The sequence below is a fragment of the Joostella sp. CR20 genome (assembly GCF_038433465.1).
GTDB lineage: Bacteria > Bacteroidota > Bacteroidia > Flavobacteriales > Flavobacteriaceae > Galbibacter.
Genome location: NZ_JAESVF010000009.1, coordinates 51,981 through 64,493, shown reverse-complemented (window position 1 = coordinate 64,493; position 12,513 = coordinate 51,981). Strand labels below are relative to the sequence as shown.

The window sequence follows — 12,513 nt, the reverse complement described above, 5'->3', positions numbered from 1 at the left end:
AATTAAATTTTTAGTTTAGTAGTTTAAATATAAAATTTGAAAATATCATTAATAATGAAATAGTAACTAAAGATATTATTATTTTGTTTGAAAATTTTATTTTGAAAAAATTATCTACAAGCAAAAAACAAAACAGCACTATTAATGGATAAATTGCTGGATACATTTTAAAAGCTGCCATAAATTCTCCTTGAAAAATTAACGCTACAGAGCGTTGAATACCACATCCTAAACATTCAAAACCGAAGAGTTTTTTATTTAAACACGGTAACATATAATCTTCAGCTTTCAACAAAAATAGTGGCATGACGAAAAATAAAACTTTTAAGTATTGTAAACTTACTAAAACTTCTTAAACCAAACTTGGTTCAAAGTATTATTTTTGTATTTTACTTAAAACATTTATAATTGTCCGTAATCTGTTATAATGCACTGTCACCTCGAGCGCAGTCGAGAGGTTATTTGGCTTAGCAAGCTTTAAATGTCTCGACTACGCTCGAGCTGACATTTTAATCTTGGTATGATGTATTACGGATATTCAATAAAACATTAAATAATGAAGTTAATTTCACTTGCGTGTATTATTATAGGAGCAATTTTGGTGTTTCTTTTTAACGACCAATCAGCATACGATAAATATTTTAAAATTTTAGGTTTTGTTTTACTGATGTTCGGACTCTACAAATCCACACAATTATGGGTGAAAGACAATCCGAAAGATGATAAAAAAGATGAGCCTAAAAGTTTAGACGATCATTTAAAAGAATAAATAAATGAAGTTTAAAATTGGCGATCGGGTTGAAGCAATAGACGATGCCATAAAAGGTGTTGTTTCTAAAATTGATAGCGCTACTGTTTTTATTACTACGGAAGATGGATTTCCGTTGGAATTTCAAGAAAACGAATTGGTGAAAATTTCTGCAACCGATGAATTAAAAGTGAGTAATATTGATGTTTTTCATGCAGTTGCCGAAAAGCAAAAAGGAATTAAACAGAAGAGAAAATCTGTAAAAACCTCAAAAGTGGTTCCTGCAATGGAGGTTGATTTACACATAGGGAAACTTGTAGAATCAACTCGTGGAATGACCAATTTTGATATGCTAAATTTACAAGTAGATACAGCAAAACATAAACTAGAATTTGCTATAAAAAACAGAATTCCGAAAATAGTTTTTATACACGGTGTAGGGGAGGGCGTATTAAGAACCGAACTCGAATATCTCTTTGGAAGGTATAGTAATATTACTTTTTACGATGCCGATTACCAAAAATACGGACTAGGAGCTACTGAGGTTTATATTTATCAAAACGGATAAAATAGCGTATAAAAAAAGCGAACATTTAAGTTCGCTTTTTTACTTCTTAATTTTCAGTATTGGTTTCTGTTTCTATAATTTCACCATAGATATATTCATCTAAATCAAATTTTATTTCCTCACTATCATCAGTAATAAGTTTAAAACCATCCACAATTTTTATGGTAGTTGTATAAACAGAGTAATATTCGTTTTTATTTCTTCCAGCAACATCAGTTGTTTTTGTATTTGCAACTGTTGTTAAATAGTTTGGAACTTTTTCCCCCTCAATTACTGTGGTATCATTTTCTGGTTTTCCATCTCCATTGATATCTTCATCAATCGTAAGGACATCATCATTATCGTCGTTATTGTCTAAGTAATTCGGAATACCGTCTCCATCAGTATCAATAAAAATAATTTCATTATTATCATTAAAATCAATCTCTTCTGAAGTAAGTACATTATCGTCGTCGTCGTCTCTATCAATATAATCAGGTATCCCATCGCCGTCGCTATCTTGAGATTCAGCATCATTTACCGTTCCATCTTCATTGTACACAACACCTTCTAATTCTGAAGGAATTCCGTCTTCATCATCGTTTTCAAGTTTGGTTACAATTCTTATAGTTCCGCTAGGAGCGTACCATTCTTGCGTTACAAGCGGTGCAGTTGGTGGAATAGTTTGACAAAAATAAGAACTCGTTACTTCATTGTCAAAGGCTCTGTATAGCACTTTGTTTGTGTTGTTGTTAATGGTAAACTCGAGAGAATCTTCCGAAGTAAAGTTTATCGTATTTGAAGTAATCTTCATGATAAGTGCTTCATTTTTATTTTCTGAAATTTTATAAAGCGTAAGAACTCCATCCAATGCACAAGCATCACCAATTTCGGTGTCGTCAAACTCTAGAGTTTCTATTATAAAATCGCCGTCATCGCAACTTGCCATTGCAATTAGAAGTACCAAAAAGAAGAATCTTCTCATATTAAATTTATTTAAACTGAAACAAAAGTAAAACATACTAAGTTATAACGAAATTTATTGCGAATAATTTTATTTAAAACTACTTTTGCGCCTATGCAAAAAGTGTATTTAGACAGTGCTGCTACTACGCAGGTAAGAGAAGAAGTAATTGCCAAAATGCAAGAAGCCTTGGCAACATTTTACGGAAATCCATCTTCTACGCATAGTTTTGGAAGATCGGCAAAAACCCAAATTGAAAAAGCCAGAAAAACCATCGCAAAGCGACTAAATGCGAGTCCCTCAGAAATTATTTTTACATCGGGTGGTACCGAGGCGGACAATATGATTTTACGTTGTGCTGTTCGCGACCTTGAAATAAAACACATTATAACTTCTAAAATTGAACATCACGCGGTTTTACACACGGTGGAACAATTGGAAGATGAATACGGAATTAAAGTTTCTTATGTTAAACTGAATGACTGCGGAACCCCAAGCCTTGAAGATTTAGAGTCGTTATTAAAAGAAAGTTCTGAAAAAACATTGGTGAGTTTGATGCATGTAAATAACGAAATTGGAAACATGATCGATATTGATGCGTTTGCTGATAAATGTAAAGAATACGATGCGTTGTTTCATTCAGATACGGTTCAGTCAATTGGGCATTGGGAATGGGATGTGCAAAAAACTAAAGTCGATTTTATGGCTGCGGCAGCTCATAAATTTCATGGGCCAAAAGGAATTGGTTTTGCTTTTATCAGAAAAAATATTCCGATGAAACAGTTAATTCACGGTGGAGCGCAAGAACGTGGTTTTAGAGCTGGTACCGAGCCTTTCCATAATATTGTAGGTCTAGAAGAAGCCTTTGTGCAAGCTTACGACAGTTTGGATGAAGAACGTACTTATGTAACGGAATTGAAAGAATATTTTATGGAAGAACTTTCTAAAGCACTCCCTGGAGTAAAGTTTAACGGAAATTGTGCCAAAAAGGAAAAGAGTACGTATACGCTCGTAAACGCATGTTTACCGTTAACTCCAGAAAAAGGAGCTATGTTGTTGTTTCAGTTAGATATTAAAGGGATTGCGTGCTCAAAAGGAAGTGCTTGCCAAAGTGGAAGCTCAGCAGGATCGCATGTATTAACCGAAATTTTAAATGAAGAAGATGCGCAAAAACCATCGGTTAGGTTTTCGTTTTCAAAATTCAATACTAAAGAAGAATTGGATTATGTTGTAGCATGCTTAAAAGAGTTTGCCAATAGTTAAAATTCAATTTCACGATTATAAATAAAAAAGCGTTTCCTTAATTTGGAAACGCTTTTTTGTTTGTGTTTTGTATTAACTAGCTCTTTTGTTCTTTATTGAAATACACGAGGTAGTAGTACATTTGTTTTTCTTCATCCCATCCTTTTTCAACAAATTTCTCTGCTGATTCTGGGTTGATAAAATCCATTTTTATCTGAATATTGGTATCGAGATTAATTACATTTTTAATTTTCTTACGCGCATCCGATACGGCTTTGTTTGCAATCGGAAACGACGAAACATCTTCAATACTGTATTTTGGTCCTTTTTCGGTTTTGTAGTTTTTAAACTCAGGAATCAAGTCTGGGTTGTCCATCACTTCATTTAAAAAGCTAGTTTCTTCAAAATCGTCATTTTTTGCAAAATGGTTTACCGCGCGATTCATAAACATTACTTCTTCTTTTTTGTCTTCCGCAGGTAATACTACGTCTTTGGCAAAGTCTTGACAGAATTTTAAATATTTTTTAGTGAAGAAGGTTTCATCTGTTAAAGCATCTACACACAAAAAGTTTTCAAGCCAATATTTGGTGTCGTAACGGTTGCTATCTACCGATAAAATTTTAAAACCGTCTTCTTTATTTTTATTGATAATGAGGCAACCTTTATCCAATTTGTTGATGTTGATCCCTTGTCGGATTAGAATTTCTAAATTGGTTCCTTTTTCTTCAAATTCTAAGAAGTCGTGTTTCAACTCCGATTTAAAAATCCCGATGGCATTTATCTTTTCGTTGTCGATTACCACATCGTTTAAATAGGTAACATAAACTTCTCCACTTTTAATATGTGGGTGATTTGATTGATCGTACAAATGTGTGGCAATACTTTTTGAGATTTTATGAATACTTGCTGGATCTTCAAAAATTTCTGAAGCCATGGTGTAAAGTTCGTTGTATTCCAAATCTACTTCGTGATCAAAACGGTAGTAGTTTTCTTCTTTTTCTCGAAAAGGTTTAAAGAAATACTCTTTTAGTAACCCAGTAATTTCATCATTTAAACGGTAAGGTTCTTCAGAAAAAAAAGTCCCTTCGTTTTTGCTTTTATTCCCAATTCTGTGAATAGAAAGACTTTCAATTTGTGTTTGATATAAATTGATCATTTAAAAGTTAAATTTTAAAATTAAGAGGGTTTTAGTGTATAGGGGAAATTATTTTGGCTATTAATTCCAGTGCTCGTCAAAATCAAAATCGTCGTAGCTATCGATATCAAAATCGTCTTCATCTTCCATGTTTTCAGACAAATCTTCAGCTTCAAACTTTTTAACAGGAGGCGCATCTGGCAATTGCCCGTGTACGTACATTAAGTTTGGATAGCTTTTTCCATCTTCCTTTTCAGCAATATCTGCAAGTTCCACAAAAAATGTCCACATACTAAAAAAGTCGTACACGTAGATTAAGTTTCTGTGGTTTTCGTCTAAAATATCTTCAATATATGTTTCCGACATTAAACGCACATCGCTACCAGTTTCACTCATATCGAAAAGCGCAAATTCTTCTCCTTGAGTCCATTCTTCGTCGCTTTCGTAAAAGGAAGCCATTTCGGTTCCGTCAAAACCAAAAGCTTGCGAAACAGCATTGTGAAAGTCTTCTAAAGTACTGTTTCCTTCAACTTCGATATCTCTAAAAACATCTTCTTCGAGGTCTAATATTATTCTAAATTTATAGATCATGGATTTTATTTTTTCAAGGAGGTGCAAGTTACAAAGATTTCGGTTTAAAATGGGTACGATATCCAAATCCTCCTCAAAAAAATATTAACAAATTACAAGTTGAATTTGCTTAGAGATTTGTTTTGAGGGACTTATTTTTAGCTGAAAAAACTTCGAGTAACATGTAAAATTGAATTCCGAAAAGTACTGAAGCAATTACGAGGTGCGATGCTTGACTTCCAAAAGGGAAATGAAAATAATACATGGCAATTCCTGTAAATATTTCAAGAACAATACAAGCTACAATCCAATTTACTTTGCTAAAACCTAATTGTAATTTTTTGTTTCTGAAGAATAAATAAAGTGTCACTAAAAATACCAAAACCGATAGTGACCTGTGAATGTAGAAATCGATTGTTGGGTTTGACAACCATTCGCTTTTAGCAATTTCTCCAAAATGATTGGTTTGTTCGTCTATAAATTGTCGGACTTGCGTACCCAAAACTATTTGAACAAGTGTAAGAACAATAGCAATAATTAAGGTTGATGTAAATAATTTATTGCTGATAAAACGCTGACTTTTTTCTTTAGTTTGATAAATTATAATCAAAATAAAAGCAACAATAACGAGAGCCATTACCATGTGTAGCGTAATTCTAACTGGTGCCAAAACTGAATAAACAACTGTGGCGCCGAGCCACGCTTGAAATCCCATTCCGAAAACGGTAAGCCATGCTAAAATAGGAATCCATATGTTTTCTTTTCTGAATTTTAACGAAGCAAATGCCAAAATAAGTGTTGCAAAACCTGCTAAAGCACCAAACAAACGGTTTATATATTCAACCCAAGTATGCGAAGGATTGAATTTTGCATAGTCGTGTTTGGTGTATGTTTCCCAATGCGATTCGTTGTAGGAAGCTCCTGTTGTAAAATCTTCTTTTGCTATTTTAAGAGTTTCGTCAACAATAATTACTTGTCCTTTTTTGAAAGTACGCTCTGGTTGCCATTCTAACTGAGAAATTTCGGTAGGAGGGATGTAATATCCAAAACATTTTGGCCAATCCGGACATCCCATTCCGCTTCCTGTCATTCGTACAACTGCTCCTGCAATAATGACCAAGTACACTAAAACGAGTGTGATTTTTGCTATTTTTCTGAAGTTTTTTTTCATTATATCAAGGTCAAAGCTTTAAATAGAGTATTGCTATATTTTAGTAAGAATAAACCTTTTTTAGCGACTCTATATTTTTTATTATTTACTTTTTTCAACAGGTGTTAAGCCTAGTTTTTTTCCTCTTTCAAGCATAAATGCGTACGCGGCATCGTGTTCGTTTGGAATTTCGCCTTCTAAAATAGCTTCTTTGATGGCTTCTTTAATAATTCCTATTTCTCTTGAAGGTTTGATGTTGAACACTTCCATAATTTCGGCACCATCTACAGGCGGTTGAAAGTTACGTACATGATCTCGTTCTTCAACTTCAGCAATTTTCTGACGAACAATTTTAAAGTTGTTATTGTACTTTTTAAAACGTTTCGGATTTTTGGTTGTGATATCGGCTTCACAAAGTGTCATTAAATCTTCAACATTGTCGCCCGCATCAAAAATAAGTCGCCTAACTGCAGAATCGGTTACAATATCTTGTGCCAAAACGATAGGTCGAGAACTCATTAAAACAAGCTTTTGTACCAATTTCATTTTATCATTTAATGGCATGTGTAAACGCTTAAAAAGTTTGTACACCATTTTAGAACCTACAAATTCGTGTCCGTGAAACGTCCATCCAATTTTTTCGTCAAAGCGTTTGGTAGGAGCTTTCCCGATATCATGTAGTAGTGCAGCCCATCGTAGCCATAAATCGTCTGTGTTTTGAGCGATGTTATCGACAACCTCTAACGTGTGCCAAAAATTATCTTTGTGGCGCTGTCCTTCTTTTTCTTCAATTCCTTGTAAATTGGTTAACTCAGGCATAATAATTTGCAGGAGTCCTGTTTCGAATAAAAGAGAAAATCCAACTGAAGGTTTTTTGCTGAGTAGTATTTTATTTAGCTCGTCAACAATTCGTTCGTAAGAAATAATTTTAATTCGATTTTTATTTTTTTTGATAGCGGCTAGCGAAGTCGCTTCAATAGTAAAATTTAATTGCGATGCAAACCGAATAGCGCGCATCATTCGAAGCGGATCGTCGGAATATGTAATATCTGGATCTAAAGGAGTTCGGATAATTTTTTTCTGTAAATCAGAAACGCCATCAAAAGGGTCTAATAAAGTTCCGTAGGTATCTTCATTTAAAGAAATCGCCAAAGCATTAATGGTAAAATCTCTTCGGTTTTGATCGTCTTCAAGCGTACCGTTTTCAACAACAGGCTTTCTGCTATCAAAATGGTAACTTTCTTTACGGGCTCCAACAAATTCAATTTCCAAATCTTCATGGCGTAGCATTGCAGTACCAAAGTTTTTAAAAACCGAAACTTTTGTTTTTTTAGGAAGTAAATCAGCAACTTTTTCTGCCAAATCAATACCGCTTCCCAAAGCGACAATGTCGATATCTTTTGGGGTACCACGTTTTAATAAAAAATCGCGTACAAAACCACCAATTACAAAGCTTTTTGTTCCGACAGAAGCAGTAGCTTTTTGGATGATTTCAAAAATTGGATTATGAATCGCTTTAGTATAATTGTTCTTTTTCACTTAGTGTTCAGTGTTCAGTGTTCAGTGTTCAGCAGTTTTTACGCCAAATTTATGAGGGTTTAAGAGCATGTAATTTATAAGCTTCCCTATTTCATCACTTTCACTAATTAATTTTAAATAACTCTCTTTATTGATATAATTGCACTTGTAAGCAAAAGAAAGCCAAACTTGAGTTTCAGAATTTTCAGCATCACAATCTGTAAGCTTACTATAAAAATGCTTAGGATAATTTCTTTTTCTATATGCTTCGGCAATATTAGAAGCAACACTTCTAGAACTCCTCCTTATTTGATCCGTTAAAGAGTAAATCTCTTCTTTTGGAAATGTTTTAGAGATTTCAAAGATTAGCATTGCTAAAGAGAAAGCTTTTTGATACGCTATGAGTTCTTTGAAATTCATACTTTTTTTATTTTCGAGCAGTTGTTAGCTGTAGACACAAACTGTTTGCTGCCAACTGGTACTGCCAACTAATTTACTTACGAATAACCTTTACAGTGGCATCGTTTCCAATTTTAATTATAGAAGACGGGCGACTGCTAGATTTTTCGCGATGCAAATTTACCACATAGTCTACACCTTTTAAAATTTCTGGGGTAATTTCTGAAAAGCTTTGCGGTGTTGGCATTCCACTTATATTTGCAGAAGTAGAAACCAACGGTCGTTTAAACTGCCTGATAAGTTTTTGACAAAACTCGTCGGAAGCTACTCGAATAGCCAAGGTATCATCGGGAGCAACTATGTTTGGAGCCACATTTAACGGACGATCGTAAATGATAGTTGTTGGTTTTGTTGCAAGTTCGATAATGTCGTAGGCCGCATCTGGAATTTCATAAACATATTTTTGAAGCATACGCGTATCGGAAACCAAACAAATGAGCGCTTTGCTGTCGTCTCTTTTTTTTAACTCATAAACTTTTTTAATAGCCTCTGGGTTGGTAGCATCGCAACCAATTCCCCAAACAGTATCGGTTGGGTAGAGTATGAGTCCGCCATTATTGAGGACCTCGAGCGTGTTTTGTATTTCTTGGTGCATTATTTATAGAGGTTTAGCGATCTTTTCAAATCTTTATAAAAAGTTCTCCACTGAGATGAGATCTTGTTTTTAGTACTAAGAGTTTTCCAATTAGATACAGGAATGTGAGATTTTAGAACTTCATTTTGAACATTCTCATCAATTTTAAACTCATTGAATAAGTGTTCTAAATCCACTTCATCGTAACCAACAAACTCATTAATTTTATTCTCAAAATGTATAATAGACATCCAAATTCTATTATTTTCAACTCTCATTACCTTTTTTTCTTTCTTCCATCCCGAATGTGTTTTATGCCAAACACTTTTAGGATTATTGTTTTTTTCGATTAATGAAATGAATGGATTGTATGCCTGTTTACGCTTTCCAACTTTAATATCTGGATTGACTTGTAAAGTATAGCCGTCTAAAAAATCAATTCCAGTATATTCTTGAGAATCAAATTTTTTCTGAATTTCATCAACATAATTAATACTGATAGTATCGTCATTATCAATTCTGGAGGTGATTAAGTAATCTGCAGAAGATTTGTTTAAAAATTCTTGAATGGTCGGTAAAAATTTTGACATTCCGTCTACGTATATTGGGACAAAATTTTCAAACTCTTTTTGATAGGTAGTTATGATGTTTTTATACTTCTCAGGAGTATTTTTATCAAAAAAAACAAGCCATTTAAAATTTGTGTTTGTCTGAAACTTTACACTTGGTAAACAGAATTTTTCAAATAATTCAAATCTGTTTTTTAACCATTCTTCAGTTAAAACAGGACTGTTGTTTTTTGAAGTTTTCCAATCGTCTTTTCTTAGGTTAAATCGAGTGATGATGTAATGTTCAAACATAGTTTGGAATATATTTTTTCTATAAAATAGGGTAGAGAAAAAGATTGTGTACTTTTGTTCTACTTTAGATTTCAAATTTAAGTTTTTTTGATTTAGTATTTTAAATTATCTGAAATGAGCAATAAATCGCTATCCATCATTATAAGTACTTACAATTCCGAAGCTTGGCTAGAAAAGGTATTGTGGGGATACCAAAATCAAGAATTTAAAGATTTTGAAATGGTCATTGCAGATGACGGTTCAAAGCCGTCAACCAAAGAGCTTTTGGATAAAATGCAAGCAGAAGTTTTCTTTCCTATAAAGCATGTTTGGCAAGAAGATGACGGGTTTCAGAAATCGAAAATATTGAATAAAGCAATAGTAGCTTGCGAAACTCCTTATATTGTAATGAGTGATGGAGACTGTATTCCAAGGCCCGATTTTTTAAAAGTCCATAATGATTTAAAAGAAAAAGGATATTTTTTGTCTGGCGGATATTTTAAATTGCCAATGAGTACTTCAAAACAAATAAGTAAAGAAGATATTCTGTCGGGAAAATGTTTTGACATTAAGTGGTTGAAAGAAAATGGAGTGCCGAGTTCTTTTAAGTTGAATAAACTCACTCAAAGTAAAACAAAGGCAGACTTTCTAAACTTTATAACACCTACAAAAGCTACTTGGAATGGTAATAATTCTTCTGGTTGGAAAGAAGATATTGTGGCTGTAAATGGTATGGACGAACGTATGCAATACGGAGGTCAAGATTGCGAATTGGGAGAGCGAATGATAAACAATGGAATAAAATCCAAACAAATTCGTTACAGTACCACTTGTATTCATTTGGATCATTCTAGAGGATATAAAAACGAAGAAAGTATTGCTAAAAACAATGCCATCAGGAAACATACACGCGATAGTAAATCTGTTTGGACTGACTTCGGAATAGTAAAAAAATAAATCGATAGCGAATAAGGATTGAGCTTTTTTAATAAAGTTTACTTTTGTAGAAGTTTTTAAGAAGATAAATAAAACACATGAAAATATTAGTAACTGGTGCAGCAGGTTTTATAGGATCGCATACAGCAGAATTTTTTGCAAGTCAAGAACACGAGGTGTTTGGAATTGATAATTTTTCTGAATATTACGACCCTGCATTAAAACAGCTTAATTTAGAAGATATTAAAAAAGCAGGAGTTACTTTTATTGAAGCCGATTTAAATGATGATTTAGCATCAAAAATTTCGACAACATTCGATTATGTGTTTCATTTTGCTGCGCAGCCAGGTATTTCTGCAACTACCTCGTTAGATGAATATGTGCAGAACAATATTTTTGCGACTCAAAATTTACTTGACTTTATCAAGCAAAATTCTCCAAACTTAAAATTGTTTGTAAACATAGCTACTTCCTCAATTTATGGAAAAGAAGCTACTTTGCCTGAGACCGCCTTACCAAAACCAATTTCCTATTACGGAACTACAAAACTCGCAGCCGAGCAACTTGTTTTAGGAGAACAACGCACAGGGAAATTAAAAGCTTGTTCGTTACGATTATACTCTGTTTACGGACCACGAGAGCGTCCTGAAAAGTTATATACAAAGTTGATTAAATCAATTTACGATCAAACAGCTTTTCCTCTTTTTGAAGGTAGTGAAAAACACTCGCGTAGCTTTACTTATGTAGGGGATATTGTAAAAGGGATGGCTACTGTAATAGGAAAAGAGGATGTTGTAAATGGAGAGATTATCAATATAGGTTCGGATGTTGAGTATACTACGCAACAAGGAATTGAATTGATAGAAAAAATTATTGGCTTAAAAGCCAAAATCGAAGTAACACCTCCGCGACCTGGCGATCAATTACGAACTACTGCTTTGATAAAGAAAGCTAGAAAATTACTTGATTACGAACCAGAAACTTCTTTTGAAGCAGGTTTAGAAAAGCAAGTAGATTGGTACCGAAAAAAGTTTTTGTAATATTTTTAGATTGATTTTAAACTTCTTTTTGTAAACGTCTTTGTTCTTTAAAACGTTCAAAAACACCTAATGCATTTAGGTAGCAAATAGTAATTCCTTTAAATCCATCTAAAATTCCGAAGCGTAAAATATAGTGGTTAAAAAACTTCCAAAATGCTCTTAAGTACTGTTGGATAATATTACTTTTTTTACCTTTTAAAAAAGCTTCTTTGGCTTTTAATTGTCCGTATTTAATCATTTTTCCTTTATAATCGTCGTAATTTTTATAGGAATAATGAAGAAGTTTGTTTTTTAATTTCCCTTCAGAACCATTTACTTTTAGCGTTTCATGAACAATGCGTTCGTCGGTAAATTGGCATTTGTCTTTTTTGAAAAGTCGATATACTTTGTCGGTTTGCCACCCGCTAAAATACAGTCTTTTGTTTTTAAACATAAAAGTTCTGTAGTTCCAATAGGCATCTTTAGCAGTTGGGTTGTTGATGGTTTCTGTAATTTCTTTTTCGAGTTTTGGCGTTACACGCTCATCAGCATCAAAAAAATAAATCCAATTGTGAGTTGCTAAACTTAACGCATAGGATTTTTGCTTGGTAAAGTTTTCAAACGGATGTTGCACTGCAGTTACTTTTGGGTGACTTTCAAGATACTCCCACGTTCCGTCTGTACTGAATGAATCGACTACAATAATTTCATCAGCAAAAAGCACACTTTCAATACAGTTTTTAATGTAGTTAATTTCGTTGTAAGTAATTATTACTGCTGATAATTTTTCTTTTGTGCTCAAGTCTCGAATT

General features: G+C 33.4%; 15 protein-coding genes. 5 read left to right on the top strand and 10 right to left on the bottom strand.

Translation table 11 applies throughout. The annotated features are described in order from the left end of the window. Positions 1-10: 10 nt before the first annotated feature. A complete protein-coding gene (locus JMA43_RS11595; protein WP_342156847.1) occupies positions 11-274 on the bottom strand; it encodes a DUF2752 domain-containing protein in 264 nt (87 codons plus the stop codon). Between the two features lie 282 nt (positions 275-556). Between JMA43_RS11595 and JMA43_RS11590 the strand changes: the two genes are divergently transcribed. Both JMA43_RS11590 and JMA43_RS11585 read left to right on the top strand, forming a co-directional pair. Further along, positions 557-769 carry a hypothetical protein gene (locus tag JMA43_RS11590; protein ID WP_342156778.1) on the top strand — a complete coding sequence of 71 codons (213 nt, stop codon included), beginning with the start codon at positions 557-559 and terminating at the stop codon, positions 767-769. A gap of 4 nt (positions 770-773) precedes the next feature. After that, complete coding sequence (locus JMA43_RS11585; protein WP_342156777.1) at positions 774-1,316, top strand: DNA mismatch repair protein MutS; 543 nt, start codon at positions 774-776, stop codon at positions 1,314-1,316. Positions 1,317-1,362: 46 nt separating this feature from the next. On the opposite strand, the gene JMA43_RS11580 is transcribed toward JMA43_RS11585, so the two are convergent. Further along, positions 1,363-2,280: a hypothetical protein gene (locus JMA43_RS11580; RefSeq protein ID WP_342156775.1), complete on the bottom strand. Its 918-nt coding sequence runs from the start codon at positions 2,278-2,280 to the stop codon at positions 1,363-1,365. Between the two features lie 93 nt (positions 2,281-2,373). Between JMA43_RS11580 and JMA43_RS11575 the strand changes: the two genes are divergently transcribed. Then, a complete protein-coding gene (locus JMA43_RS11575) occupies positions 2,374-3,522 on the top strand; it encodes a cysteine desulfurase family protein (protein WP_342156774.1) in 1,149 nt (382 codons plus the stop codon). Positions 3,523-3,598: 76 nt separating this feature from the next. Here JMA43_RS11575 and JMA43_RS11570 read toward each other — a convergent pair whose 3' ends face one another. From JMA43_RS11570 to JMA43_RS11540, 7 genes are all read right to left on the bottom strand, one after another. Next, positions 3,599-4,657, bottom strand: a complete 1,059-nt coding sequence (locus JMA43_RS11570; protein ID WP_342156773.1) for a nucleoid-associated protein — start codon at positions 4,655-4,657, stop codon at positions 3,599-3,601. A 60-nt stretch (positions 4,658-4,717) separates the two neighbouring features. Continuing rightward, positions 4,718-5,227 carry an IS1096 element passenger TnpR family protein gene (locus JMA43_RS11565; protein WP_342156772.1) on the bottom strand — a complete coding sequence of 170 codons (510 nt, stop codon included), beginning with the start codon at positions 5,225-5,227 and terminating at the stop codon, positions 4,718-4,720. A 109-nt stretch (positions 5,228-5,336) separates the two neighbouring features. Beyond that, positions 5,337-6,377, bottom strand: coding sequence for a COX15/CtaA family protein (locus tag JMA43_RS11560; RefSeq protein WP_342156771.1), 1,041 nt, complete (start codon positions 6,375-6,377; stop codon positions 5,337-5,339). Positions 6,378-6,458: 81 nt separating this feature from the next. Then, on the bottom strand, positions 6,459-7,895 hold the full coding sequence (locus JMA43_RS11555) for a CCA tRNA nucleotidyltransferase (RefSeq protein WP_342156770.1): 1,437 nt from the start codon (positions 7,893-7,895) through the stop codon (positions 6,459-6,461). A 21-nt stretch (positions 7,896-7,916) separates the two neighbouring features. After that, positions 7,917-8,294 carry a four helix bundle protein gene (locus tag JMA43_RS11550; RefSeq protein WP_342156769.1) on the bottom strand — a complete coding sequence of 126 codons (378 nt, stop codon included), beginning with the start codon at positions 8,292-8,294 and terminating at the stop codon, positions 7,917-7,919. A gap of 73 nt (positions 8,295-8,367) precedes the next feature. After that, positions 8,368-8,928, bottom strand: coding sequence for an L-threonylcarbamoyladenylate synthase (locus JMA43_RS11545; RefSeq protein ID WP_342156768.1), 561 nt, complete (start codon positions 8,926-8,928; stop codon positions 8,368-8,370). Next, the gene (locus tag JMA43_RS11540; RefSeq protein WP_342156767.1) at positions 8,928-9,767 is read right to left on the bottom strand and encodes a glycosyltransferase; all 840 of its coding nucleotides are present in this window, start codon (positions 9,765-9,767) and stop codon (positions 8,928-8,930) included. The genes JMA43_RS11545 and JMA43_RS11540 overlap by 1 nt, the downstream gene beginning before the upstream one ends. Before the next feature lie 114 nt (positions 9,768-9,881). Between JMA43_RS11540 and JMA43_RS11535 the strand changes: the two genes are divergently transcribed. Together JMA43_RS11535 and JMA43_RS11530 are read left to right on the top strand one after the other, a co-directional pair. Continuing rightward, positions 9,882-10,703, top strand: coding sequence for a glycosyltransferase family 2 protein (locus JMA43_RS11535; protein ID WP_342156766.1), 822 nt, complete (start codon positions 9,882-9,884; stop codon positions 10,701-10,703). 77 nt (positions 10,704-10,780) lie between these two features. Then, the gene (locus JMA43_RS11530; protein ID WP_342156765.1) at positions 10,781-11,722 is read left to right on the top strand and encodes an NAD-dependent epimerase/dehydratase family protein; all 942 of its coding nucleotides are present in this window, start codon (positions 10,781-10,783) and stop codon (positions 11,720-11,722) included. 16 nt (positions 11,723-11,738) lie between these two features. Here JMA43_RS11530 and JMA43_RS11525 read toward each other — a convergent pair whose 3' ends face one another. After that, on the bottom strand, positions 11,739-12,503 hold the full coding sequence (locus tag JMA43_RS11525) for a glycosyltransferase family 2 protein (protein ID WP_342156764.1): 765 nt from the start codon (positions 12,501-12,503) through the stop codon (positions 11,739-11,741). Positions 12,504-12,513 lie beyond the last annotated feature (10 nt).